The sequence below is a fragment of the Terriglobales bacterium genome (assembly GCA_035764005.1).
GTDB lineage: Bacteria > Acidobacteriota > Terriglobia > Terriglobales > Acidobacteriaceae > Gp1-AA112.
The window spans coordinates 62,420-88,395 of sequence record DASTZZ010000055.1; the positions used below are offsets into that span (position 1 = coordinate 62,420).

Genomic DNA, 25,976 nt, shown 5'->3' on the forward strand with positions numbered 1-25,976 from the left:
CCTAAGCTGCTGAGCCTCAGCGCTGGAATGAGAAGAAGAAGCTCGATTATACGAATGAGTGCTTTCAGGCTTAGAAGCTTAGGAGCTTAGCAGCTTAGAAGCTGCCGGTTCAGCGTCCAACCACAATCCAGCAGCACACATCCTACATTTCGAAATCATTACAGCGAGGTGTTGCGCGCCCGATGTCCACGAAGATCAATCGCGAAGCAGAGTACCTGAATGCACTTTTCACCCTTACTCTGAGCCCGATTCAGGGTTCCAGGGCGACCGATCTGGTGGCATCGCTCACCCCGCAGGAGCAGGCTGAGTTTCTGTCACTGGCTGACTCGCACCACGTGATAGTGCGAGCGCTCAACACCGTCCTCGACTTCGCTACCCGCAGTGGAAACACTCGACTGGCAGGCTGGGCAGCCACCGAGTTGGAAAAGGAACACAAAAGGATTTCAACCGCGCTGGTTTACCTGCAGGAAATTTGCAATGAACTGGAAGCGGCGAATTGCCCTACGACGGTGATGAAATCGCTCGACCATTATCCCGATCTCGGCAACGATCTCGACCTGTACAGCACCGCTGATGAGAGATCGATTTGCAACGTGATGACTAGCAAATTCAATGCTCATATCGAGCCGCGAAGCTGGGGTGACCGCCTCGCCAACAAATGGAACTTCGCTGTGCCTGGGCTGAAGGAATCGGTGGAAATTCACGTCCAGCGGCTGGGACAGACAGGTGAACATACCGCGCTTGCGCGCAGGTTTGTCACGCGGCGAGTGCTAAAAGTCGTCGAAGAGAAGACCTACAACGTGCCTGCTCCGGAAGAGCGGATCGTCGTGGCGACACTGCAGCGGATGTATCGGCACTTCTACTTCCGCGTTTGCGACATTGTGAACTCGGCCGCGATCGTCGAATCGGGCGAGTTGAATTTCGACGAACTCAAGCGGTCAACGGAAGCGGCGGGTATTTGGCCCGGCGTCGCGACTTATCTTGCTATCGTTTCAGACCACGTGAAGCAATTTCGCGGAATTCCGCTGGCATTACCCAATTTCGTTGTCACAGCGGCCCGCTTTGGCGGCAATGAGATCAAGCCTCGCGCGCGGTTCTTGCGCGTTCCGGTGCTTCCCCACGGGGCGGCGTTGTACACGCATCAAGTTACGCACACCGCCATGCGCGGCGATGTCCCCGGAACTTTTCGTCTCGGACTCCTGCCGTATCTGGCCTCCGCTGCGGCGGTTGCGTTCAAGATCACCGGCAGCGATAAGGGAGTCTGGTAAGCCTAGAGCTTAGGCTCGCGATGCGGACGTGTGCGGCTCTTTCTCCGACTCGTGCTCGTCTTCCGCTCACCGCCCTTCTTGCGTGCGCTGCTATGCTTCGCCTTCTTTGTTCTTGCGCCTTTCTCTGCCGGCATTTTTGGCCTCCGGATTTCTCTTCCGATGCGCGGGACTAAGGTGGTTCTGTCTTCCACTCCTGAGTGACGTACCGTCAAGTGGTTGGGTCCAAGCTTCTGATAACAGTGCTGTTACGTGCAACTCGGGTCAGCCTGGGCGGCATCTATTGCCAATGTCGCCGGGTACTCTCCCCTAAGCTGCCACGGCCCAGGAAAAAACGATGGCCAAGAAATGGTGGAAGAATCACGAGGAACGGGAAAGAAATCCTCGTTTCTTAACCGGGAATATGCTCACCAGGGCCGAGCGCGAGAACCACGAAGGCGCTCGCATTAATCGCTGGCTGGAGCTAGCGGATAAGCTGCTGGGCAATTCTGATGACGACGATCCGGAGCCTTCAGCAGCTTAGAAAACGTGGCGTCGGGCGACCGGGCCCAAATTTAGGCTAAGCGACTCGCCTCAGACCTGCGATGGCCGTATTCACCGGCATCGCGTCCGGTCTTCCAATGCTGGAGTACATCAATCCGGCTTTGGCCATTTGCTCGGGACGGTAGAGGTTCCGTCCATCGACCACTACGGGATGACGCAGCTCTTTGTGCAGGCGTTTCAAATCGAGATTCGCGAACTCCTCCCAATCCGTGAGTATCAACACGGCATCAGCATTGTGCGCTGCATCGTAGGCGTCTTCGGAAAATCGAATTGCCGATGAGCCAAGCACCGCTTTCGCTTGTTCCATCGCTGCGGGATCAAATGCAGAGATGCGGCAGCCTTCATGCACAAGGCACTCGATAATCGCGATGGCCGGCGATTCCCGGACATCGTCAGTCCCACCCTTGAATGCCAAACCGAGGACGGCGAGGTTCTTTCCGCGCAAGTTCCACAACGCCCGCCGCACTTTCCGCAGAAAGCGCTTACGCTGCTGCTGATTGATCGCGCGTACTTCCTCAAGAAGACGGAATTCGTATCCCACTTCCGCTGCCACTGCCTGGAATGCTGAGACGTCTTTGGGGAAGCACGAACCACCATATCCGATTCCTGGACGCAGGAACCTTGCTCCAATGCGTGAGTCCGTCCCGATCCCATCGGTTACCTGCTGAACATCGGCTCCAACCTGCTCGCAAATGTTCGCGACGGCGTTCACAAATGAAATCTTCATCGCCAAAAAGGCGTTTGACGCATGCTTGATGAGCTCCGCACTCTTTGCGCTGGTCAGAATGAGTCTTGCAGGAATGTTGGCTCTCGCCGGACTCGGGATCGCGAGCTTGTCTTCGTAGTAGCGGCCGGATGTAAGAGGCTCGTAAATTCGCCGCAGCATCTGCGCCGCCCGCTCGCTATCGGCGCCGATGACGATTCGGTCTGGATATAGAAAATCCGTCACCGCAGTTCCTTCGCGCAGGAACTCCGGATTCGAAACCACGCTGAACATCTCCTCCGCGGTGCCGTTCAGCACCATTGCTCGTCGAATCCATTCGTTGGTGTACACCGGCACGGTGCTCTTCTCAACGACAACTTTGTAGCTATCAATCGCCTCGGCGATTTCACAGGCCACCTGCTCGACGTAGGAAAGATCTGCCTCGCCGTCCTCGGTTGGAGGCGTACCCACTGCGATAAAAATGGCATCAGAGGCGCGAACGGCGGAGGCCAAATCTTGAGTGAACGAGAGCCTCGTGCCGGAATGCCTGGTGATCAACTCAGGCAGGAACTCTTCGTGGATTGGAACTTTCCCATTCCGGAGCGCGGCGATTTTCTTCTCGTCGCTGTCGACCAGGATGACTCGATGTCCAATTTCGGCAAAGCAAGCGCCGGCTACCAGGCCAACGTATCCTGAGCCCACAATGGCAATATTGAGAGATTCTTTTGGTCTGTCGCTATGATTTGTGTGCACTTGTTTGTCGATGCGAAGGTAAGTAGCGTTAGTTGCACTTTTCATAGAGTGCGCGAGTGCCGAAGCGCGCCAAGGATGTGACGCAGATTTATCCCACAACAAAAAGCACGTATCGGCGACTCGAGATCCAGCTCCGACCAGATTTCCTGCAGCGTAAATCGGGCACGCACATCCAATTCCGGTATCCTGCTCCAGCAAATGAAAATAGGAATCACATGCTATCCCACTTACGGCGGCAGTGGAGTGGTCGCGACCGAGCTCGGCATCGAACTGGCGAATCGCGGGCATGAGGTTCACTTCATCTCCTACTCGCAGCCTTTTCGTCTCACGGCGCCTCACGACAATATTCGCTATCACGAGGTGACGGTCTCGCAATATCCCTTGTTTGAGTACCCTCCGTACGACTTGGCACTCGCTACTCGCATGGCGGAAGTAGCCGAGATCTATGATCTTGACCTGCTGCACGTGCACTACGCCATTCCCCATTCGGTCAGCGCAATGCTGGCGCGGCAAATGCTTGCTAAGGCAACTTTCGCTCGGCACTTGCCTTACGTCACTACTCTGCATGGGACCGACATCACGCTGGTCGGACAAGACCCTTCTTACTTGCCGGTCACGCGGTTCTCGATCGAGGAGAGCGATGGTGTTACTGCCATCTCCGACTACTTGCGCGAGAGAACGATTCAAGAGTTCGCAGTACGCAAGCCGATCGAGGTAATTCATAACTTCGTTAACTGCGATCTTTACAAGCGACCAAAAGACATCAGCGCCGAGCGATCCGTGTTTGCCGAACCTGAGGAGAAGCTGCTCGTCCATCTCTCGAATTTTCGCCCGGTAAAGCGAATTGGAGATGTAATCGAAATCTTTCATCGCGTGCAGGAGAAGGTTCCCTCACGGCTAATCATGATTGGCGATGGTCCCGAGCGCTCGGCGGCGGAATGGCAGGTCCGGCGTCTCGGACTGTTGAATCGCGTGTACTTTTTAGGAAAGCAGGGCAATGTCCACGAGAAGCTTGCCATCTCGGATTTGATGCTTCTCCCGAGTCAGCTCGAGTCCTTCGGTCTGGCTGCTCTCGAAGCCATGGCATGCGAAGTACCAACCATCGGCACCAACGAAGGCGGAATGCCGGAGGTAGTCGAGCACGGCAAGAACGGATTTCTTGCTCCTGTCGGAGACGTGGAGCAGATGGCCGCGTATGCAATTGAAGTTCTTTCCGACGAGAAGCGCTTGCACGAAATGGGCAAGCTGGCGCGATTCGAGGCGCAATCGCGCTTCTGCGCCTCCAGGATTATTCCCGAGTATGAAAAGTTCTATCGACTAGTGCTGGAACGCGCCTCGTAAATTGCCGAAGCGGCAGAGAACTCTCGCTCCGTCTGAAGTAATGGAACTTCGATTGAAATCCGGGTTCCTATTCCGGGACTGCTCTGGACGGTCATGTGAGCGTTCGCTCCGTACAGCACGCGCAGACGCTCGGCGACGTTGTACATTCCTATACCCTCGACGTGAGCCTCAGTCTCGTCGCCGTCACGGGCAAATCTTCTTCTCTCGCCAAACTTGCCGTTGCTCGTAGTCATGCCAACGCCGTTGTCTTCAATGTCGATGCGCAAACGATGTTCCGGCTGAAAACGGCTGCGCAGGACGATGCTGCCACCGTCGATCTTCGGCGCCAATCCGTGCTTGATCGCGTTCTCGATAATTGGCTGCAGCATCATGCTGGGGACGATTACATCGAGCGTCTGCGGCTCAAGATCTTTAATCACGCGCAGCTTCTCTGAGCCGAAACGCGCAACTTCGATGTCGAGATAGTTGTCGATGAAGTCGATCTCATCCCGCAATAGCACAAAAGCATCGTGCTTCTTGAGAAGAGAGCGAAGAATATTCGCCAGCTTCACAATCAACTCGCGTGCCTGCTCCGGCCTCACTCGCACCAGAGAAGAGATGGAATTCAGCGTATTAAAAAGAAAGTGCGGGTTGATCTGACTCTGCAGGGCATCGAGTCGAGCCTGCAGCAGAAGACGTTCCTGCTCTTCAAGCTTCAATTCGATGCGAGTTGCGTTCCAGACCTTTATGGGAATAGCGACTGCGGCAATGGTTCCCGCATAGATGGCCACTTCCACCCACAGATTGTTGCTGCTCAGGAAAAAGACGTGATTGGGAAAGGCGCGCCCAACTTGCTCCCGCAGAAATTGCAGCAGCAGAATTCCTACAAAGAACGCAACCTGCCAGTCATGGCGCGGACGTGGAAAGTTTCGTCGAACCCAGCGATAGATGCTGAGATCAACCATTGGAGAAAACGACCAGATGTCCTCACGGTTCGCGGCGAACTCTCGAAAAGCTCCGGCGACGTACCCAGCTAGAGCGTTCATAGGAAAGGAAAGAAACTCATGCACCCACAACTCTGGAACGGCACATAGTGCTGCAAGTCCTACCCCCGCCAACCGCCCGCCCATCACCCCCACGATGATCGCGCTCTCAAACGCCACATCGGCAGCGGAGAAGTTCGGGACCATCGCGCGCACCCATACGCCTAAGGCAACTGGTACGCCAACGAAGAGGACGATGTTGATCTGCTGGCGCGCGCTGCGCACCTCATTGCGAAATAAAACCGACTTGAAGTAGCGAGACCGCACCACGGCGCTGGCGATGGCCGCGACTACGCCAAGCCGAATCAGCAGCGTAATGAGGATCAGCTTCTCATCCACGCCCTAAGCCTAGCAGGAATCGATCGCTATAATTCGAGAGATGGGCACCTCTCCTACTCGAATTCAGGCGACCAAGCGCGCTGAAGCTGACTTTCCCACTCAGTTCGGCAACTTCCGCATTCTGGGATTCGAGGGGAGCCAGCGCGATCCTGAGACCTGCCGCCCGGAAGCCGCTGTGGCGGTCGTGATGGGAGACATTCAATCTGCGCCTCCTCTCGTGCGCATTCACTCGCAATGTCTGACTGGAGACGTGTTCCACTCTCTCCGCTGTGACTGTCGGCAACAACTTGAACTCGCTCTGCGGATGATCGCCGATGCTGGAGCAGGAATTCTGCTTTATGAACAGAAGGAAGGCCGGGGCATCGGACTCATCGCTAAGCTGCAGGCATACGAGCTTCAGGACCAGGGACTCGATACCGTCGAAGCCAACGAGAAACTCGGCTTCAAAGCCGATCATCGCGAGTTCGAACTGCCTGCGGCTATTCTCAGGGCAATGGATGTGAGTGAAATAAGACTAATTTCCAACAATCCTCAGAAGGTATCCGCACTTGAAGCTGCCGGCGTGCATGTAATCGAGCGGGTTCCCTGCGAGCCGGAGACGAGCGCACATTCTGCCGCATATCTGAGAACAAAACGAGAGAAGCTGGGTCATTTACTCGGAAGCAGTGAGTAAATGCTTGTGATGACATCTGTGCGCCACAGTGCGTCATCACACCATCCATGCCTTTGAGCCGCAAACGGCGCCTGACTCTTGTGCGTGAGGCGGAAGCCTCGGGCCGCACTCTGGAAATCTACCAGGAGATCAAGGCTGCGCTCGGCGTTCCTCATGTGAACGTCATCTTTCAGGCGTATGGCGCCTATCCCGCAGCTCTGGATGCGATCTGGAACGCTTTGCGTCCGTGCCTCGAAACGCAAGAATTCTTTCGTTGCGCAGAGCGACTGCGGGGTGAGGCGTACACCCGGACACACAATTACTTCACGGTACCTGACCTTTGCGCGAGCATCCAGCAAGTACATTTTTCAACCGGGGCTCAGCACGAACTCACCGACTTGGTCGAGCTGTTGCACTACAACAACCCTCTCCTGCTTTTGATTGCCGCCGCTCAGTTGCAAGCATTCGAGGATGGACCGCCAATGGCGAAAACTGCAGAGCGCAATGCGGAGCATCCCGTCTTCACTCACAAGCCGATCAAGATTTCGGAAGAAGAGGCGTCGGCGCCAATCCGAAAGATTTTTGACGATATCAAACGCACGCTGGGAGTCACAGTCGTGAACACCGACTACCAGGCTTTCGCGCGCTTTCCCGATTTCCTCAACATGTATTGGGGTGCGCTCAAACCGACAGTCTCGTCCCCACTCTACAGCGAAAATCGACGTGCGCTGCACGACTCGGCTCTAACGCTTGCGGGCGATCTTCCGAATGCTCCGCAACTCACAGTCGAGCGCATGCAGGAATCAGGCCTCAGCGCCGAGGAGATTAGCGCCGCCATTCACATCACCGAAGAATTTCTCGATCTCCTGTCCGGTCTTGTCCTGAACATCGCCTTTGCCAAGATCTCCCTGGAGGGCGGCAACACCGGGAAGACAGGCCCGCAAACAGAGTTCCCAAAACGGGCAGCTTGAGGCGGTGTTGAATCGTCAAGGCACTCACCTCACGCAATCCGTTTGAAGCGGCCGGGTCTCCATGTACCAGCCCGAAGGACGGAATGTCTTAGCTCAGAAGCTACGTTTTTCTCAACAGCTCACCGATCATCTTTGCTAAACCAACATCGATTCCGTTTCTGACCCTGGAAAATGCATGAATGTGCTTTGGACACTTAACAGCGCTGCTCGAGCGCGCCTCCGCACTCACGAGCAGCGCGTTGGCTCGCGCGAGTTGTTCGCTGGCCGCAGCCTTGATTTCGTCGCTGCCGGGATCCATAACCAGCAAGAATAGATCTGGCGCGAGCAGTTCCGCACCGGCGGTTGATTCTACAATCGCATTGTCATTTGCGGAGAATTCCGCTTTTAAGGCGACGCAAGCCGCGGCCAGACTTTCTGATTCAGTCGAGACCAACATGGATCGCACGGCTCCGGCTTCCAAATATCGCGCTGTATCCACGTGTGAATCGCTGGCGCTCTGCTCCCAGATTGTCCAGCCCGATTCGGACGCAATTGAGAGGCATTCTTGCGGTTGGTGAGAATGTGAGGTGATCTTCGCTGCCGTCCAGTGGGCACTGACAAAATGGCGGATGATCTCGCAGACCAGCGTCGTCTTTCCCACATGCTTTGCCTGGCCGCCAACTACGATCAGCGCCATGAAGCAGCTACTTTGTTCCTTTGCGGGACAGACGCGCGAGCGTGGCAAGCTCCTTCAGATATTCCTTCAGCGGACGCGCTGGCGTGCCCCAAAAGACGATTCCCTTCCCGCGTAACACTTTGCCGTTCAGAACGCCGCTTTGCCCGCCCAGAATCGTTCCACCTTCGACTTCAGCATGCTCGCCTATGCCTACCTGACCTCCGATCATTGCTCCAGGACCAATTCGGGAACTTCCGGAAATTCCAGTCTGCGCAGCAATGACAGCATTCTCGCCAATCTCGACGTTGTGCCCTAAGTGAACCATGTTGTCGATCTTGGCGCCACGGCGGATCACCGTCTGATCGAGCGAGCCGCGATCTATGGTGCAGTTCGCGCCAATCTCGACGTCATCTTCGATCAACAGTCCTCCGATTTGGGGAAACAGTTGATGTCGGCCATGCTCATCCTGAACGTAGCCGAAGCCCGTCGATCCAAGCACAGTACCGGCTTGTATGATGACGCGATCACCTAACCTGGCGTGAGCATAAATCGTCACGTTAGGGTCAATGCGGCAGTGACTCCCAATGTGCGCATTTTTCCCAATCACGGAATTTGCGCCGACGGTCGTGTAGTCGCCGACGCGAGCGCCTTCTTCAATCACCGCTCCAGGACCAATAAACGTGTGCTCGCCAATCTGCGCGGCCACATGAATTTGGGCGCTCTCATCGTGACCTTCCACCGCGGCCTGGTGGTAAAGCTCGGCGGCGATACGCGCAAATAGAAGCTTGGGATTGTCGGCAATCAGGAATGGCTTGTCGCGGCGCGGCGTGTTCGCAAACCGACCCGTGACGACCGCCGTCGCGTGCGAGTCCAGCGCCTGCTCAAATTTATCCTCATCATAAGCAAAGACGAGATCGCCCTCGCGAGCCGCGCTGATGCTCGCGAGACCGCTAACCAGAGTTGTGGCATCGCCTTGCAACTGTGCGCCAAAGCGTGCGGCGAGATCTCCAATCTTGTAGCTGTGGCCCTTCATGAAGCCTTATAAATTGGAGGCTCGCCCGGTGGCCGTGTTTTCCAGCGGCGATGCACCCACAACCATTGCTCCGGATATTTTGCGGCGTACTCCTCGATCACCCGCGTAAATAGTGCGGTATTTGCTACTGCATCCGCATCGTCGTCGCCGGTGGAAACGAGCGTTAACGCCGGATCGAAGCGCACGCGATATTTCCTCAACTGCCTATCCCAAATCGTGAATGCCGGAACCACGGCAGCACCAGACCGCAACGCTACTCGCGCCATTCCCGAAGCGGTACAGGCTGGCACACCGAAGAAATCGACGAAGACTCCTTGGGGAGGAGTAATGTTGGTGTCCATTAAGATACCAACCGTCTCGCCCGCTTTCATGGCTGCCAGAAGCCCGCGCGCGAAGTCCTCTTTTGCGAAGGTCTCATTGCCGTGGAGCGTTCGATATTGATCGACGAGCGCATCCACTTTGCGGTTGTCCAGCCGGCGCACGACGATCTTGATGGGATTCCCGAAAATGGAGTGAACGAAGGACCCGATTTCCCATCCTCCAATGTGCGCGGTGAGCAGGAGCACTCCGCAGCCGCCAGCTCGCGCAGCTTCGTAGTTTTCGAAGCCATCATACGTGGCCACCTTGCGCGCGTTCTCTGATGTATATCGCGGAAACATGCAGAACTCGGCGAGCTGTCGTCCTAAGCCTTGAAAGAGCTGGAAGACGATTCGCCTTCGCTGCTTCTCGGTCATTTGCGGAAATGCGATCTGAAGATTGCGAAGTCCGACTTTTCGCAGCCTGGACATTACCGCATACGCGAGGAATCCAAGGAATTTGCCGACTCCGATGGCGATCGGGCTCGGCAGCGCGCCGACGGTGTGAACAAATGCCCAGACCAGTACGTATTCGAGGTTCTCCCGCATGCGAATCGCGACGCTATCATTCGACTGCGAAGACTTGCAACGTACTGCAGAACCCGCTGCGGTAGCGGCGGGCGCTCTTCTCTTACGCCGAGGACACAGCCTGTTCCATTCTAGATAATCGCTAAATTAACGCGATGCTTTAGCCTCGCCGAAGTCCTTTCGTACAGCGGATAGGAATCCTTCAGAACCCGCCGGGGGACGCACAGTTCCGCCTAGGATGGTGCGGAAGTTCATGTCGCGTCCATAGAAAGTCCGTGTGTCACCGCCGTTCTGCTCAATCCATGCACCCTTCAGTGAGATTCCCGCGAAGATGCCTCTGGAGCGAGAGTAAGTAAGAATCTCGGTTTGCAGCGCGATGTTCGTTTCCGCGGCGGCGGTACGTCCTACTGGACCAGCTGATGCCGAGGCGTCGGCGCCAATCTTCACTTTATGCGCCAGCAAAGAATGCACCCCGTTCTCGTTCATGAAAAGCATCACCAGATCGACTGCCTCGCCGCCGATTTGCAGTCCAAAGCTCCCACCGCCGAGGCGATAAAAAGCCGGAGCGCTCCACCCGTGCGCGGTGCGACACGTCACCACCCCCTGGCCGTACTCGCCGCCGAACCCAAAACCCGCCTTCATCAGCGACGGAATCACGCCGACACATTCAGCATGCGCCAATATCTCCTGCGGAATGCCTTTGTCCGGAGCCGCGGTTACCTGGTTCAAAATCGTTCCCGCTTTATCCAGACGCTCCTGCAGCTTGGCCCGGTCGCCTTCGTCTTTGGCATAGCTAAGGCCAGGGAAACAGAAAACTACTAACAACAGAGCCGTAGATGTAAGGAGGAGTTTTTTGATCAAGTTCATTCCTTTGCTTGCAATGTCGGTTTCTGTGCGTACCTCCGCAGTGGTGGTTGGGTCAATTCTCGAATCCATCCGCTACCGCCGACGGTACTGACATGCTTCCAGACCGAGGCGTGGACCACAAGCACCACAGGTTCTGATCCGCTACGCAACGGTACTAGTCCGATAGTAACGCGAGTAGGTAATGCACGAAAGTGCTATGCCGAGTTCGTCCTGCTGTTGGGCCTTTCGTGATATGCCTTACAAGGTAAATAAGGTGTGTAATCGAGGCACCGAATCTCAATTCGGGAAGAGGCAAGATGACGCAGCGAAGCGATTTTTCAGCACTCGAGGCCGATCAGCCGATCGGCGGTGTCTCCGATAGCGCTGCGTTAGCCCATGCTACGCGCAGCAAGCGGGTGGTCCGCATTGCCGTTTCACTGCCTGTAGAGATACGCGATCAGTTTGGTGGAAAAGACCAGCCGCGCACCCAGTTCGTCACGCTCCGCGGTTGCGTGTTGAGCACCACGCTATCAATGCGTGCCGGCAACAAGCTGACTCTCCAGAATCTGAAGAATGGCCGCACGGCAGAATGCCACGCGATTGGAGTGGAGCCGGGGTTGAACGGCACGCACCAGGTTGAAATCGAATTCACCAGTGCTCAGCCGGAATTCTGGCCGGTGCAGTTTCCCTCAGAAGACCCGAAGCCTTCAGTCGCGAGTACCGCGCCGCAAATCAGCAATCCCAATTCACAGTCGCGCCAGGCGAGTGCAGTTTCGGATAAGGACATCCTCGTCCTTGCAGATTCCGTCGCACGAGATTTCAATGGGGGACGCGCCCATTCTCCCGAACGAATCGCAACAAAAGTCGCGACGGCCGATTCCGTCGCGCAATTCCGTGCAGCCAATCGCGCTGCTCATAAGCGTGAGCAGCGCAAGAAGGCTGTCTACTCAGCAATATTTTTCGCCGCAGTCTCCGGAGCCGCTGTAGGCGCGCGCTACTGGTTTGCAAATAAGCCACAGCTGCTTGAGGCTACACCTGCCCCGGAAGTTCGCAAGATCGCGCAGAAGATCGCTCGGGCGATACCGGCAAAGCAATCGAATGTCACCCAGGCAAGCGCGGTAGACGCGACGGATGCACCGGAATCTGTATCTTCCGACGCTTCGGTTTCAGCTCGGCCTGGCGTGGCAGGCTCCAGTGCGTCCGACGTAAATGCCCAATTGCCCCAAGTCCCTGCCCAGCCCGCCGCTGAATCAATACAAACTGAAGCTGTAGGCGTGGCGCCTGAAACGCCAGTGGCAGTGCGACATGGTTCTTCCTACGCAGCGGCCCGCAAAAGCAAAGTCGAAGATGCAAGCGATGAGCCGATTGCTCTGCCTCTGCGCGTAACCGAAAGCGCCAGCGTCGCCAAACCGGAAGCGCTGAAAGACGTGGTCGCCGACGTGCCGGCTCATGCCGCAGTTTTGGCCGCAGAAGTTCCGAAGAAGGCCGTTCCCGCGCACTTGATCCGTTCCGTTCCGGCACAGTACCCCTCAATGGCCCGCCAGCTCCATGTGGAAGGCGAGGTTCTGCTTAATGTGAACGTCGATCCCACGGGCGCAGTCAGCAACATCACAGTTGTTTCAGGACCGCCGTTACTTCGAGCTGCCGCAACCGACTGTGTGAAACGCTGGAAATATCAGCCGGCGATGCTGGGCGACAAGCCGGTTGCCAGCACGGAAATCGTGAAACTGGACTTTCACTGGCGCTAGAGTCTGCGCAATTTCTCCACAAATCTTTCTTGACCTCTCCAATGGTTAAAATGGATGCGCATGTCCACGCTGCACAACGTGCGTGTCTCGCTGGAGATGATCAAATGGGAGCACTCGATCTTTGCGCTTCCCTTCGCCCTCTGCAGCGCGATGCTGGCCAGCAATGGATGGCCGCCTGTGTGGCAGCTTCTGTGGATCATCGTCGCGATGGTCGCTGCGCGTTCGGCCGCGATGGCTTTTAATCGCTATGCCGATACAGAGATTGACGGCGCAAATCCGCGAACCAGCCAACGCGCTCTGCCGGCAGGAATTCTGAATAAAAACTTCGTCGCGGCGTTTGTTGTGATTGCCAGTGCCGTTTTTGTCCTTTCAGCGGCAATGCTCAATCGTCTAACGCTGATTCTTTCTCCAGTGGCGTTGGCGATTGTTTTCCTCTACTCGTATACGAAGCGATTCACGAGATGGTCACACCTGGTATTGGGATTCGCTCTGGGCATCGCTCCCGCCGCTGCATGGATTGCGATTCGCGGCTCGCTTGATCCGCGCATCCTTCTGCTCACGGGAGCAGTGATGTTCTGGGTGGGCGGCTTCGATGTGCTTTATGCATGTCAGGACTGTGAGTTCGACACCAGCTTTGGGCTGCACTCGGTGCCGCGCCATTATGGAATCGCGAATGCGCTTCTGCTGGCGCGAATGATGCATGCGATCATGCTCGCGTTCCTATTCGCGGTAGTTTTTGTCTTTGGGCTGGGCAAGCTGGCTATCGCCGGAGTAATAGTCGTTGCCCTTCTGATTGGGTACGAGCACTCGCTTGTCTCGGCAAAAGATCTCTCGAAACTGAACGCCGCATTCTTCACCATGAACGGCATCATCTCTGTCGTGCTGTTTCTTTTCGTTGCTGCCGACCTGCTTCTTCCACGCTTTCGGTAAAATCCGTTTTCGGAATTGCGGAGATCAGCCTGGCTTCCTCTCGAAACAAGCAAGCTTCGCCGGTACGCATCGCCGTGGATACGGGCGGCACTTTTACCGATTGCGTCTGGATCGAAAATGGCCGCCTCAGAATCCTGAAAGTGTTTTCCACGCCTCACGATCCATCCGAGGCCATCGCAGCGGCAGTAGAGAAAATCGCAGACGGTTGCGAATGTGAGGTCGTCCTGCTCCACGGTACAACGGTAGGAACCAACGCGCTGCTGCAACGGAAAGGCGCACGAACTGCGTTGATAACGACGGCTGGATTTGAAGATGCGATCGAAATTGGGCGGCAGGCTCGTCCCAAACTCTACGATCTAAACGTCACAAGGATTGAGCCTCTGGTCGCTCGCGAGCTGCGCTTCGGCGTTCAAGAACGCACCCGGCCCGATGGGACAGCGGAGCGCGCTCCGTCATCGGGCGAACTGACTACGCTTTTGCGAACCATTCGAGAGCGCAGTCCTGAGTCAGTCGCTGTATGTCTGCTGTTCTCGTTTGCGAATCCCGAAAATGAACTCGCGGTCGCGCGCCAGCTGCGGCAACTTACGATGCCGCTTTCGCTGTCGCACGAGATCCTTCCCGAATTTCGCGAGTACGAGCGCATGAGCACCGTAACGGTAAACGCCTACTTGCAGCCGCTCATGCAGCGTTATTTGGAGAGTCTGCAGTCGCGCCTCTCCACGGAACGAGAGACACGGATATTCGTGATGCAATCCAGTGGAGGGATTACCGCGCTACGCACCGCCGCGGCGCAGCCGGTGCGAACTGTCCTCTCCGGTCCTGCGGGAGGGGCCGTCGGAGCGCTGGAAATGGGACGAGCCGCAGGATTCGAAAACATCGTTTCGTTCGATATGGGAGGCACTTCCACCGACGTTGCTCTGCTTGCGGGCAAACTCAATCTCACTTCAGAGGCCGAAGTTGCCGGCCTCCCTGTCCGCGTGCCCATGCTCAACATCCACACTGTCGGCGCGGGAGGTGGATCGCTGGCGCGCGTTGATGCCGGCGGCGCGCTGCGGGTAGGTCCGGAATCGGCCGGAGCCGATCCTGGCCCGATCTGCTACGGCAAAGGCACACAACCAACCGTCACCGACGCCAACCTGTTGCTGGGCCGCTTGCGTGCAGAAAACTTTCTCGGCGGAGAGTTTCGTCTCGATGTCAAGCGTACGCGCGCTTTATTCACAAAATGGATTTCCCAGAATGGTCTCGAATGGTCTCCGGAGCAATTGGCCTCTGGCATCATTCGCGTGGTTAACGCCACCATGGAAAAAGCCATTCGCGTGGTTTCCATCGAACAGGGTTATGATCCGCGCGAATTCTCGCTGCTCGCCTTCGGAGGTGCAGGCGCCCTTCATGCATGCGAGCTGGCGGCGGCGCTATCGATGCCGCGCGTCATCGTTCCGCCGGCGCCGGGAGCCCTTTCCGCTTATGGAATTCTGGTCAGTGATGTCGTCAAAGACTTTTCCCGCACTGCCCCCATGCTGCTTAGCGTGGGCGAGTTTCAGAGCTCTGCGAAGGAAATCGGCGAAATCTTCAACGAGCTAAAACGAGCCGCGCTGCGAGAGTACTCACATGAGGAATGGAAGGGCCCTCCGCGTCTGGAATACTCCATTGATATGCGCTACCAAGGCCAGGGATACGAATTGCAGATTCCATGGAAGAAATCTGCTTCGCTGCTCGAGGACTTCCATCAAGCGCATCAGCGCCGATTTGGATATCACCATCCAGCAAAGAAAATAGAAGCGGTTACGCTTCGCCTCCGCGCCACGGTCGCGCAAAGTTCACCTACCCTGATGCGTTCGGAAACGGGAAAGCAGAGGAAGAAAGAAGGGCGTGCTTCAGTGATGTTTGCAGGGAAAGCCTTTAAAGCAAGAGTGCTCACCCGCGAGCACCTGAAAACGGGATTCACTTCTTCAGGACCATTGATTGTGGCGGAGTACACGGCTACTACGGTCGTACCACCGGGTTGGAAACTATCAATTCATCGTTCCGGTGCGCTCGTACTTGAACTTGTAACGCGCACAAAAAGAAAAAGACGCTCAAATTGAGCGTCTTTTTGTATTGGCGAACTCCGACTCAGGCAGCGTTCCGCTCTCTGTCCTTTTTGTCCATGTCGTCCTTCACATTGCGGGCGCTGTCTTTTACTTTGCCCCATGCGTTCTCGGCGCGGCCTTTGATTTCGTCAACAGTGCCTTGGCCTTGAGCCTGCGTGTCGCCGGTCCATTCGCCGGCCTGACGTTTTGCGCGTCCTGCGATCTCGTCCATCTTGCCTTTGATTCGGTTCTTGTCCACGATTGCCTCCTCGCTTCTGTTGGAACTCTTTTGTTGGATTGCAGTTTTTCAGCTATCCGGGTTCGTACCGTCCTAAAGTGCGGTTCGTCGTCCGGTGAGCAACTGGAAAATCAGTGCGATCACCGCCAGCACGAGCAGCAGATGAATGAATCCGCCGAGCGTGTAGCTGCTGACAACTCCGATCAACCAGAGCACTAGCAGAATGACAAATAGGGTCCAGAGCATGGGCCCACCTCCCAAAGAGTGTTGCGACTAACTCTGCCAAATATGACGGTCAATGGCAGGGGATGGTTGTAGAGGATCGAGAGCGGCTGGACTGTGGCTGCCGGCTTTCGGCCACCGGCTTCTGGCTAGGTCATTGGATCTGCAGCGATTTCTTCTCGCAATCTGAATTCCCGGAGTAGAACCAGAGCTGCCGCTCGCGTGTCCGACAGCTCTCTGGAATAGAAGGCTCCGTTATCATTGTGAACTGTCGTGAGCAGCCGAAAATGAAGCCGAAAGCCGGTAGCCGGTAGCCGGAAGCCCAATGAAAATAGCCATTCAAGGTGAGCGAGGTTCATTCAGTCACGAAGCGGCGCTGCGGATGGCGCCCTCGTGCACTGTGGCGCCATGCGCGCGTTCTGCGGAAGTTTTCGACTCCGTGCTCAAGAAGCGCGCCAACGCTGCTGTAATTCCGATCGAGAACACGCTTGCCGGACCTGTCACTGAGCACTTCGACCTGCTGCTTGAGCATCCATTGTTCATCCACGCCGAGCATCGGCTGCGCATCCGCCACAACGTGATTGCTGCGCCTGGAGTGAAGCTTTCACAGCTTCGCCGCGTCCTCTCTCATCCAGTCGCTCTCGACCAGTGCCGCGGATTCTTCCGCGCGCACCCTGAAGTTCAGCAAATCCCGTTCTATGACACTGCTGGAAGTGTGAAGCACGTGATTGCCGAAAACGCGAAAGATGCTGCGGGAATCGCGAGTCGCCAGGCAGCTGTCGAGTACAAGGGCAAAATTCTCAAAGCAGGAATCGAAGACGATCCGAAAAACTTCACGCGTTTTCTGCTGATCGTTCCGAAAGAGCGCTGGGAACAGAATGCCAACAAAACTTCCATTGCGTTTTCTGTCCCGGACCAGCCCGGAGCGCTGTTTAAAGCCCTCGCCGTCTTCGCGCTTCGCGACATCTCACTGAGCAAGATCGAGTCACGGCCGGTCAAAGGACATCCATGGCAGTACGTCTTCTACGCCGATCTGAAGTGCGGACAGACTCAAGCTTCTCAGAACGCTTTGCGCCACCTGCGAGAGATCTGCCCCATGGTGAAGGTTTTAGGCGTCTACCGCGCCGGCTGAGCCTTGGTCCACAAGCTTGCCGGAGCAAACCTGAGCAATTCCACCGCAAACCTGCAAGACGCTTGAGTAGTACAATTCCACGCTCGAATCCTTTTCAGAGTTGAGTCATCTATTATCAAGATTTATAAGGCACTCATATGGCAGAACGTAAGACTGAGCCGACTCCGCAAGCACAGCCGGCTGAACAGAAAGTAGAAATAAGCGAACGCAGTCTCCCAGTACTCCCGGTGCGTGACACCGTGCTGTTTCCGCACGCTGTGTTGCCTCTCACAGTGGGGAGGGAGAGTTCTGTTCAACTCATCAACCAACTCGGGGAAGAAAAAAACATCGTGGTAGTCGCGCAGCGCGAAGCGCGCGTCGATTCGCCACAGCCAACCGACCTCTACACCGTAGGCACGCTCGCCACCGTTCACAAAGTGGTGAAGATGCCCAACCAGAGCTTGTTCGTCTTTACTGAAGGCGTGGAGCGGATTCACGTTCGCGAATACCAGCAACTGACGCCATTCATGCGCGCAATTGTCGATCCTATCGCCGAAGGCAAGAGCGAAGGCGGACCAGAGATCGAGGCACTGCAGCGCAACGTCCTCACATTGTTCCAGCAGATCGTAACCGGCTCGCCAACGCTCTCAGACGAACTGCAGACCGTCGCGATCAACATCGAAGAGCCCGGACGATTAGTGGACTTCATCGCCTCTTCCTTGCCCTCCCTCTCTACGACGGACAAGCAGGAGATCCTCGAGATTACCGACGTCAAGTCGCGGCTGCAGAAGATCAACAAGCATCTGGCGAAGGAACTCGAGGTTCAGCAGTTGCGCAACAAGATCCAGACAGAAGTCCAGGATCAGGTGCAGCAGTCGCAGCGCGAGTACTACCTGCGCGAGCAACTGAAGGCCATTCAGAAAGAACTCGGCGAGCAGGACGAAACGCAGCGCGACACCGAAGAGCTGAAGAAGAAGATCGAAGATGCCGGCATGCCGGAGGATGTGAAAAAAGAAGCGATGAAGGAGCTGACCCGCTTGGGTCGCATGTCCCCCATGGCCGCCGACTATTCGGTTACGCGCAGCTACATCGAGTGGCTTGCGGTACTGCCCTGGGGCAAGTCCTCGGGTAGCGACGTTGACATTGCGAAGGCCAAAGAAATCCTCGACGAAGATCACTACGATCTGCAGAAGGTGAAGGACCGTATTCTCGATTATCTGTCGGTCCGTCGGCTCAAACCCGGAATGAAGGGGCCGATCCTCTGCTTCGTCGGACCTCCGGGAGTAGGAAAAACTTCTCTCGGACGCAGCATTGCGCGTTCGCTCGGACGCAAGTTCGCGCGTATCTCGCTGGGCGGCATGCATGACGAAGCCGAGCTTCGCGGACATCGCCGGACTTATATCGGCGCGCTACCTGGACAAATCATTCAGAACCTACGGCGCGTCGAGACCAATGATCCCGTCTTCATGATGGACGAGGTAGACAAGCTCGGACGTGACTTCCGCGGCGATCCGGCATCGGCGCTGCTCGAAGTGCTCGATCCCGAGCAGAACGCCACGTTCCGTGACAACTACCTCGATGTGCCGTTCGACTTGTCGAAGGTGCTGTTCATCTGCACAGCGAACATGCTTGATCCCATTCCGGAACCGCTGCGCGACCGCATGGAAATCATCGAGCTGCAGGGGTACATCGAAGACGAGAAGGTACACATCGCCTATCGTTATCTGATCCCGCGGCAGATCGAAGAGAACGGCATTAAACCCGACCAGATCGAGTTCTCCGAAGAAGTTGTGCGCTACATCATCCGGCACTACACGCGCGAAGCCGGCGTGCGCAACCTGGAGCGCAACATTGGAACGATGTGCCGTAAACAAGCGCGCCGTATCGCTGAAGGTAAGACCGAGAAGCTAGTATTGACGAAAGACATCGTTCAGGAATTCCTGGGCGGTATCAAGGTTCGTGTCGATACAGAAATTGCCGAGCGCACCAAGCGTGCGGGAGTCGCAGTGGGACTCGCATGGACTCCGGCCGGTGGCGACGTGCTCTTCATCGAAGCCAACAAGATGAAGGGCAAAGGCAGCTTCAGCATGACTGGCCAGCTTGGCCAGGTGATGCAGGAGTCAATGCAGGCCGCACTCACTTGGGTACGCTCGAACGCCAAGCATCTGGGCCTGGATGAAGAATTCCTCAAAGAACTTGACATCCACATCCACGTGCCCGCAGGCGCTGTTCCCAAAGACGGACCTTCAGCAGGTGTGACGATGGCCACGGCTCTTGTCTCGCTGCTGACTGGCACGCAGGTGCGTCCACTAACGGCGATGACAGGAGAGATCACGCTGAGCGGCAACGTGCTTCCCGTGGGCGGAATCAAGGAGAAGGTTCTCGCAGCGAAGCGCGCCGGGGTTCGCGATGTAATTCTACCGGCCGAAAACCGGCAGAACGTCGAAGAGGACCTCACGCCTCAACAACTCGAAGGCGTGCAGATTCACTATGTCAACAGCATCGACGAAGCTCTCAGCATCGCGCTGCCGCACGATGAAACCGAAGCCAAGCACGACGCTGAAGAACGTGAGCAAGTGCTGCAACACGTCGGATAAATCACTAATGCAGTTTCTAAGCCGGCCCGGTGGTCGGCTTTCTGTACTATGCACATCGAATTGCCACCTTAACGAATGGGCGCATTACGCTAGTCCGAAAGATTGAATGTTTTAGTCCACACGTTCAAACCGTGGGGTTTGGGTTAACTCTCCCGGGGCTGTTCACTGATCGGGAACAAAATTGACATTTCCGCCCCAATTCACCTATAGTTTTGACACCGCGATGCAAGAGAATCGATTTACGAGCTTCTTTACCTACCGCTACTGGTACTTTACGAGTAGCGGCAGCGGGGAAGCGCGTGCATGCGGACGAAATTCATAACGTAATCGTTTAGCAATCACAGAAGCACCCGAAGCCGCGACTCACAAAGTCGCGGCTTTTGCTTTCTGCGATCCCAAAGGAGACCGAAAGTGATCATCAACATGGTAGAAGGCGCAACCGAAGTCGAGATTCAGCACATTATCGACAGTGTGGTGCTGTGCGGCTATCAGCCGCACGTAATTCGCGGAACAGAGCGCACCATCGTCGCCGCCGTAGGCAGCGGCGGCAATCGTGCTCAACTCGAGGCGCTGAAGAGCGCGCCGGGCGTGGAAGATGCAATTGCGATCGCGCATCCATTTAAGCTCGTGAGCCGGCAAGTGAGGAAGGAATCGAGTGTGGTGGATGTCGCGGGTGTGAAGGTAGGCGGCGAGCACATTGTGATCATCGCTGGGCCATGTTCAGTCGAGTCGCGCGAGCAGATGTTGGAAACCGCGGTAGGTGTGAAAAAGGCCGGCGCTCGGATGCTGCGCGGCGGAGCATATAAGCCGCGTACGTCTCCTTACGACTTCCAGGGACTCGGCGTAGAAGCGCTGAAGATCCTTGCCGAGGCGCGCAAAGTAACCGGCCTTCCCATCGTCACCGAAGTGATGAGCACCGAAGATGTTGACCTCATCTCGGAGTACGCCGATGTCCTGCAGGTGGGTGCCCGCAATATGCAAAATTTTGCACTACTACGCCGCTTGGCCAAAGCAGAACGGCCCATCCTGTTGAAGCGTGGGCCTTCCGCCACAGTGAAAGAATGGCTACTCGCTGCAGAATATCTGCTGGCTGGTGGAAACTCGCAGGTAATCCTCTGCGAGCGTGGCATCAAGACTTTCGAAACCGAACTGCGCAATACCTTCGATCTGGCAGCGATCGCGTTGGCGAAAGAACTGTCGCATCTGCCGGTAATCGCCGATCCATCGCACGGAACCGGGCGCCGCAGCTTAGTGTGCGCGACATCAAAGGCGGCAATCGCCGTTGGGGCAGATGGCCTGATTGTGGAGGTCCATCCCTGCCCTGAGCGAGCGCTCTCTGACGGACCACAATCGCTCACGTTGGCAGGATTCTCTGCGATGATCGAAAGCCTGTCGCAACCGCTACGCCGAGTGGCAGAGTTGGAAATGGCAGCTACGGCTTAGATATCCCGTAACATCACGGCGGTTACGCGGAGACTCTGCGGGTTCAGATCTCTTGGCCCGCACTCCGCGTTAAGGCCGCGATGCGTCGCGTAGGGTTTTGCGCACGGCCAGTAACTATCAAATGGCCCGCCGAACGAGAAATTCACTTGCTTTCGGCGGTTCAGCTACTTACTATGTTGAGGCCCACTTCCCCCCGTCGAAGCCCTTTTCAAAGTCACTACAGGTACGTCTATGCGCATCCATCAGCTTGGGTGTCGGTACGTTTGCACGCAATCTCCCGACGGGGAGCTTCGGTATCTGCGCGCAACGCGACTCTCTTCTCTTCGTCTGTTCTGGATCTTCCGCAATTTCGCTGATCTGCATCAGCACGTCCTAAGTCCGCGTCAACTTCAGCTGATTCTGAATTGCCAAGCACTGGACAACAATACCAGCATTAGTCCCGAAGAGTTGATCGGAACGATTGAACTTTCGGCAGGACCAACGAAGGGATTCGAAACGAAATCGCGTCCGCCGATTAGAGCGATGCAACCAGTAGCTCACGCGCCCATACGAAGCCGATCATTTGCGATTAGCGCAATTGCCACCGCAGCCGCAATCATCTTTGCAGCCGTGACGTTCTCAGTTGCTCAGGCGCACTGGAACGGCGATCTTGGCGAGATGGGTTCCAGATCGAAACAGATCGCCAAGTCCCTCCTCCCGCGAGTACATGGTGCGCTGAGATTTCGAATCGTAGAACCTGAACAGGCCAAAGCACAGAAGCCGTTCTCGAACACAGAACAGGTCGGCTCCTTGCCCTCTCCCAATGCCGTGTGGGCAAAAGGCGAAACCCAAGTGGGCGTGATGGATGGAAAAGCGCTAACGCCTGGCGGAGCCACTCTTCAATCCGCCGCTTACAAATACAGTTCGGCAAGCGAGTCCGCAGTGACTCCGGATGTTGGGGCCACTTTCCCGCACTCTTTACCGAAACACAGTTCCGCCTGGGTACATCATTCCGATCCAGTTCCTCAGATCCTTCCGCCGGCGGGACCGCCTGAAAGCCATCCCGTGCTGGATGACTTCTCCTCGGTTGTGCGGGACACAGAAGTACTCCTCCGCGCGATCGTTTCGCCCGAAGGACGAGTCAAGGAAGTAAAGCTGCTACACGGCGACGCAACGCTCGGGCGCGAGGCTGCCCGGATTGTGAGATCCTGGCGCTACGCTTCCCGAACCGGGAACACAGACTGTGAGAGCAGAGTTCGTTTCAAATTCACGAGCGATGTGACGACCGTGTCGTTTCTCGATTCCGGGTTGCCAGTCCAGAACCGGTAGACTGTACACTAACAACCATCAGGAGAGAACAGCTGTAGCCCGGGGAACGTCAATCCTTCTCCCACTCCTCCAGCGGAATCGCCGGAGTAATGATGTCTCCAATGATTTTTACTTTTCCTCGCATGAATCCAAATATGTCATCGGGTCGTGAGTTGATGGGTACGAGCTTTGCTAGAGGCTTTCCGCGTTTGGTGATAATTACAGGCTCGCATTTCGAATGCACCTCATCTATCACGGCGAGGCACTTAGTCTTAAAGACTCTCGCAGGCATTGTTCTTGTCTTCATCAGTTCACCGCGGCAGTATGACCATACCTGAGAACAATTGAAAGCACGTTCTCGCTACTGTAGAGCGATTTGGAAATACGCGCACGCTTTTTCGCGCAGTCATCTCTGGGCGCAACGATGAAGTGTCGATTTTGCACGCTCTTGGGCTGCGCTCTGCCTAGTAGAGCAAGTACCAGAATGGCCCTTCAATGGGTCCGAGCGGCAGCCGCCTGCCGAATAGTCTTTTTTCGAACGGTCAATCGCTCTATTAGGTCAGTCTTTACGTCATATCCGCGTCCAGGTTTGTCGGAGATCGTAATAGTGCCTTTTGCAGACACGACTACTTCGGGATCAATGATGTCTTCTTTCCAGTATCGCTTTGAAGCCGACACATCTCCGGGCAAAGAGAAGTTTGGCAGGGTGGACAGCGCGACGTTATGCGAGCGGCCGATACCGCTCTCCAGCATGCCACCGCACCAAACTGGAATGTTGTTTATCTGCGCGACATCCTGAACGGCAATCGCTTCGCTGAATCCGCCAACTCGTCCGACTTTGATGTTGATGATCCCGCAGGAACCCAGTTCGATTGCAGCGCGCGCGCTGCGCGCGTGATGGATTGCTTCATCAAGACAGATTCGCGTTTTCAGTGCTTTCTGCAGGCGAGCGTGGAAGTAAAAATCATCGTTCCACAACGGCTGCTCGATCATCAGCAGATTGAAGCGATCGAACTGTTTCAGGTGGTCAAGATCTTCGAGCGTGTAAGCCGAGTTGGCATCGCAACTAAGCAGGATCTGCGGCCAGCGCTCGCGAACACGCTCGAAGATCTTGATGTCCCATCCGGGCTTGCATTTCACTTTGATCCGCTGATAGCCGGATGCCAGTTCGGACTCAATCTTGTCCATAAGCTGCTCGTGCGTATCCTGAATTCCCAGCGACACGCCGCAGGCAATCTCTTTTCGAGTCCCGCCGAGCAATTTCCATAATGGGACATTCTTGATCTGCGCCTCTGCATCCCATACCGCGTTTTCAAGCGCTGCCTTGGCCATGCGATGGCCGCGCACTCGTCGAAGCAGCGCAGGGACATCGCGTCCGGACGCGATCTCGCGATTCAGCAGTGCAGGAGCCAATTCTTCTGAAATCGCATACCACGCAGTTCCAATGGACTCTTCGCTGTAAAAGGGATGCTCACCGGCAACGCATTCGCCCCACGCCGTAATGCCGTCGAGCTGCAGCTCAACCAGCATCACGCGCCGTTCCGTAGTGCGGCCGAAGCTGGTCTCGAAGAAATGCACCAGCGGCATGTGCAGCTCGCGAATCGTGATGCTTTCTATCTGCATGACGGCTCCGCTTCCCGTTCCGGGGCCGTACTGAATTCAAATTTCTCCCGCGGCTGAGCGAGTAAGAAGGTTCCATTCCCCACCGGATCGCGGCGGTAGCCAAGAACAGCCAGCCCGCTGGAAAACGCATTGAGAAATTGCTGTCGATTCGCGAGCTGTACCTCGCGTGCTCGATCGCGATTCGCCGGATCGGCTTTCCATGCATAAATCTCCGCGGGTACAGTGATGGTCTTTTCTGGATCGACTTGGAGACGAATTCCATCCTCCAGAAGGTCACTCACTCGCTTCGACTTGAGCCACCACTCGGCAACGCAACGGTCCGTCGGCAATCCGCCTTGAAGCGGAGAAGACGAAGTTCCATATTGGTTGAGCGTGTACCGCCGCACGACAGCGCCCAGCTTCTCGATGTTCAGATAAGCATTCTTGATTTCCAGCGGATCGAAGGTCCACTCCATCAACTCGAAGCCTCGCGTGATCGCTTCATCGCGCTGCGCCAGCTTGAGACGCCGTCCCAGTCCGAGATTGCGATACTGCTCCCGCACGGCCAGCATGTGCGAATGGAGATAGGCATTCCCGTTTCGCGCCCCGGGAATTGAAAGCGCGAATCCAACCAGAGTGGAATTGTCGAAAGCTCCGATGATTTGCCCGCCAATCTTGCCGGCCACGACAAACATCCGTACCGGAATCAGATCGGCATCGGAAAAGCTCCAAACTTCCTTTTGCAAATTGACGCACGCCTGAAATTCGGCGATCTCCCTGCAGTGGCGCAGCTCGATCGAATCTGCGGACTGAGGATTGGGCGCGGAAGCAGTTTTGCTCACTGCTTCACCTCCTCGCCAATCTTCGAGTTCTGCCACAGCTCTTCCATTTGTTCGATGTTCATTTCTTCCAATTTTTTCCCTTGAGATTTTGCCGCTGATTCCATCGCCTCAAAGCGTCGCCGAAATTTGCGTATAGTTCGCCGCAATGCCGATTCCGGATCCACGTCAAGAAATCGTGCCAGGTTGACAAGCACGAAAAACAAGTCCCCCAGCTCTCCTTCGACGTATTCGTGCAACGCCGGCGCAATCGGAGTCGCTCGCGATCCGGCATCGCCACCACCTGGCCGAATCGGCTCTGGGATTTGATCGACGTTCTCCTTTAGCTCGGCAACTTCTTCCTGCAGCTTATCGAAGATGCCGGAAATATCCGGCCAGTCAAAGCCCACCGATGCCGCCTTGCGGCTGATCTTGCCCGCTTCAAGCAGCGCCGGCATCGAGCGCGAAACGCTGCTCAAAAGAGGTTTATCGTCCGGCTCTTCTGTTGCCTTCGCGGCCTTCTCAGCTTTCTTTAGCGCTTCCCAATTTCGAACAACTTCCTTCGCTGTTTCGGCCTTCACGTCCCCAAAAACATGCGGATGTCGGTCCACTAATTTATTTGAAAGCCGATCGAGAACATCGTTGATGGAAAAATGGCCGGCTTCCCGCGCCATCTCTGAGTAGAAGAGAACCTGTAAAAGAAGATCGCCTAATTCACCCGGCAGCTCCTGCCAGTCGCGATTCTCAATGGCCTCAAACACCTCATACGTCTCTTCGAGCGTGTAGGGCTTGATCGAATCGAAGGTCTGCTCGCGGTCCCACGGGCAGCCTCCCGGCGCGCGCAGACGAGCCATGATGTTCACGGCTCGCTCAAACTTCTCACCAGTGGACATGAAGCTAATCT

At 56.0% G+C, this 25,976-nt stretch carries 24 protein-coding genes; 12 read left to right on the forward strand and 12 right to left on the reverse strand.

Annotated features, from left to right (window positions below; genetic code table 11):
* The first annotated feature begins 182 nt into the window (after window positions 1–182).
* Window positions 183–1,268, forward strand: a complete 1,086-nt coding sequence (locus tag VFU50_08315) for a hypothetical protein (GenBank protein HEU5232848.1) — start codon at window positions 183–185, stop codon at window positions 1,266–1,268.
* Window positions 1,269–1,602: 334 nt separating this feature from the next.
* Entirely contained in the window at window positions 1,603–1,788 is a 186-nt protein-coding gene (locus tag VFU50_08320; GenBank protein ID HEU5232849.1) for a hypothetical protein, read from the forward strand.
* 36 nt (window positions 1,789–1,824) lie between these two features.
* Here the strand turns inward: VFU50_08320 and VFU50_08325 are convergent, their stop codons facing one another.
* Window positions 1,825–3,309, reverse strand: a complete 1,485-nt coding sequence (locus VFU50_08325; GenBank protein HEU5232850.1) for a UDP-glucose/GDP-mannose dehydrogenase family protein — start codon at window positions 3,307–3,309, stop codon at window positions 1,825–1,827.
* A gap of 153 nt (window positions 3,310–3,462) precedes the next feature.
* Between VFU50_08325 and bshA the strand changes: the two genes are divergently transcribed.
* Window positions 3,463–4,605, forward strand: a complete 1,143-nt coding sequence (gene bshA, locus VFU50_08330; GenBank protein HEU5232851.1) for an N-acetyl-alpha-D-glucosaminyl L-malate synthase BshA — start codon at window positions 3,463–3,465, stop codon at window positions 4,603–4,605.
* Here bshA and VFU50_08335 read toward each other — a convergent pair.
* Window positions 4,575–5,966 (reverse strand): histidine kinase, encoded by a 1,392-nt coding sequence (locus VFU50_08335; protein ID HEU5232852.1) that lies wholly within the window; start codon window positions 5,964–5,966, stop codon window positions 4,575–4,577. The genes bshA and VFU50_08335 overlap by 31 nt on opposite strands.
* Before the next feature lie 40 nt (window positions 5,967–6,006).
* Here VFU50_08335 and ribA point away from each other — a divergent pair, with 40 nt between their 5' ends.
* On the forward strand, window positions 6,007–6,639 hold the full coding sequence (gene ribA, locus VFU50_08340) for a GTP cyclohydrolase II (GenBank protein HEU5232853.1): 633 nt from the start codon (window positions 6,007–6,009) through the stop codon (window positions 6,637–6,639).
* Between the two features lie 47 nt (window positions 6,640–6,686).
* Window positions 6,687–7,589 (forward strand): halocarboxylic acid dehydrogenase DehI family protein, encoded by a 903-nt coding sequence (locus VFU50_08345; protein HEU5232854.1) that lies wholly within the window; start codon window positions 6,687–6,689, stop codon window positions 7,587–7,589.
* Between the two features lie 100 nt (window positions 7,590–7,689).
* Here VFU50_08345 and VFU50_08350 read toward each other — a convergent pair whose 3' ends face one another.
* The 4 genes from VFU50_08350 to VFU50_08365 all read right to left on the reverse strand — a co-directional run bounded on the left by VFU50_08350 (window position 7,690) and on the right by VFU50_08365 (window position 11,028).
* Window positions 7,690–8,265 carry a hypothetical protein gene (locus tag VFU50_08350; protein ID HEU5232855.1) on the reverse strand — a complete coding sequence of 192 codons (576 nt, stop codon included), beginning with the start codon at window positions 8,263–8,265 and terminating at the stop codon, window positions 7,690–7,692.
* A gap of 7 nt (window positions 8,266–8,272) precedes the next feature.
* Window positions 8,273–9,277 carry a UDP-3-O-(3-hydroxymyristoyl)glucosamine N-acyltransferase gene (gene lpxD, locus VFU50_08355; protein ID HEU5232856.1) on the reverse strand — a complete coding sequence of 335 codons (1,005 nt, stop codon included), beginning with the start codon at window positions 9,275–9,277 and terminating at the stop codon, window positions 8,273–8,275.
* Window positions 9,274–10,182, reverse strand: coding sequence for a lysophospholipid acyltransferase family protein (locus VFU50_08360; protein ID HEU5232857.1), 909 nt, complete (start codon window positions 10,180–10,182; stop codon window positions 9,274–9,276). The genes lpxD and VFU50_08360 overlap by 4 nt, the downstream gene beginning before the upstream one ends.
* Before the next feature lie 126 nt (window positions 10,183–10,308).
* On the reverse strand, window positions 10,309–11,028 hold the full coding sequence (locus VFU50_08365) for a lipid-binding SYLF domain-containing protein (protein HEU5232858.1): 720 nt from the start codon (window positions 11,026–11,028) through the stop codon (window positions 10,309–10,311).
* A 296-nt stretch (window positions 11,029–11,324) separates the two neighbouring features.
* Between VFU50_08365 and VFU50_08370 the strand changes: the two genes are divergently transcribed.
* From VFU50_08370 to VFU50_08380, 3 genes are all read left to right on the forward strand, one after another.
* Window positions 11,325–12,755: a TonB family protein gene (locus VFU50_08370; protein ID HEU5232859.1), complete on the forward strand. Its 1,431-nt coding sequence runs from the start codon at window positions 11,325–11,327 to the stop codon at window positions 12,753–12,755.
* A 60-nt stretch (window positions 12,756–12,815) separates the two neighbouring features.
* The gene (locus VFU50_08375) at window positions 12,816–13,685 is read left to right on the forward strand and encodes a UbiA-like polyprenyltransferase (protein HEU5232860.1); all 870 of its coding nucleotides are present in this window, start codon (window positions 12,816–12,818) and stop codon (window positions 13,683–13,685) included.
* Window positions 13,686–13,759: 74 nt separating this feature from the next.
* Window positions 13,760–15,769: a hydantoinase/oxoprolinase family protein gene (locus VFU50_08380; GenBank protein HEU5232861.1), complete on the forward strand. Its 2,010-nt coding sequence runs from the start codon at window positions 13,760–13,762 to the stop codon at window positions 15,767–15,769.
* Between the two features lie 28 nt (window positions 15,770–15,797).
* Here VFU50_08380 and VFU50_08385 read toward each other — a convergent pair whose 3' ends face one another.
* Both VFU50_08385 and VFU50_08390 read right to left on the reverse strand, forming a co-directional pair.
* On the reverse strand, window positions 15,798–16,013 hold the full coding sequence (locus VFU50_08385; protein ID HEU5232862.1) for a CsbD family protein: 216 nt from the start codon (window positions 16,011–16,013) through the stop codon (window positions 15,798–15,800).
* Window positions 16,014–16,085: 72 nt separating this feature from the next.
* Window positions 16,086–16,238, reverse strand: a complete 153-nt coding sequence (locus tag VFU50_08390; GenBank protein HEU5232863.1) for a lmo0937 family membrane protein — start codon at window positions 16,236–16,238, stop codon at window positions 16,086–16,088.
* Window positions 16,239–16,539: 301 nt separating this feature from the next.
* On the opposite strand from VFU50_08390, the gene pheA reads away from it, so the two are divergent.
* The 4 genes from pheA (at window position 16,540) to VFU50_08410 (ending at window position 22,673) form a co-directional block, all read left to right on the forward strand.
* Window positions 16,540–17,346: a prephenate dehydratase gene (gene pheA / locus VFU50_08395; GenBank protein HEU5232864.1), complete on the forward strand. Its 807-nt coding sequence runs from the start codon at window positions 16,540–16,542 to the stop codon at window positions 17,344–17,346.
* A gap of 137 nt (window positions 17,347–17,483) precedes the next feature.
* A complete protein-coding gene (gene lon / locus VFU50_08400; GenBank protein HEU5232865.1) occupies window positions 17,484–19,922 on the forward strand; it encodes an endopeptidase La in 2,439 nt (812 codons plus the stop codon).
* Between the two features lie 411 nt (window positions 19,923–20,333).
* The gene (gene aroF, locus VFU50_08405; GenBank protein ID HEU5232866.1) at window positions 20,334–21,365 is read left to right on the forward strand and encodes a 3-deoxy-7-phosphoheptulonate synthase; all 1,032 of its coding nucleotides are present in this window, start codon (window positions 20,334–20,336) and stop codon (window positions 21,363–21,365) included.
* A gap of 231 nt (window positions 21,366–21,596) precedes the next feature.
* On the forward strand, window positions 21,597–22,673 hold the full coding sequence (locus VFU50_08410) for a hypothetical protein (GenBank protein ID HEU5232867.1): 1,077 nt from the start codon (window positions 21,597–21,599) through the stop codon (window positions 22,671–22,673).
* A 49-nt stretch (window positions 22,674–22,722) separates the two neighbouring features.
* On the opposite strand, the gene VFU50_08415 is transcribed toward VFU50_08410, so the two are convergent.
* The 4 genes from VFU50_08415 to mazG all read right to left on the reverse strand — a co-directional run bounded on the left by VFU50_08415 (window position 22,723) and on the right by mazG (window position 25,965).
* A complete protein-coding gene (locus tag VFU50_08415) occupies window positions 22,723–22,959 on the reverse strand; it encodes a type II toxin-antitoxin system prevent-host-death family antitoxin (protein ID HEU5232868.1) in 237 nt (78 codons plus the stop codon).
* A 185-nt stretch (window positions 22,960–23,144) separates the two neighbouring features.
* Complete coding sequence (menC, locus tag VFU50_08420; GenBank protein HEU5232869.1) at window positions 23,145–24,275, reverse strand: o-succinylbenzoate synthase; 1,131 nt, start codon at window positions 24,273–24,275, stop codon at window positions 23,145–23,147.
* Window positions 24,266–25,096, reverse strand: coding sequence for a GNAT family N-acetyltransferase (locus tag VFU50_08425; GenBank protein ID HEU5232870.1), 831 nt, complete (start codon window positions 25,094–25,096; stop codon window positions 24,266–24,268). The genes menC and VFU50_08425 overlap by 10 nt, the downstream gene beginning before the upstream one ends.
* A complete protein-coding gene (mazG, locus tag VFU50_08430) occupies window positions 25,093–25,965 on the reverse strand; it encodes a nucleoside triphosphate pyrophosphohydrolase (GenBank protein HEU5232871.1) in 873 nt (290 codons plus the stop codon). Before mazG ends, VFU50_08425 begins: the two co-directional genes overlap by 4 nt.
* Between the last annotated feature and the right edge of the window lie 11 nt (window positions 25,966–25,976).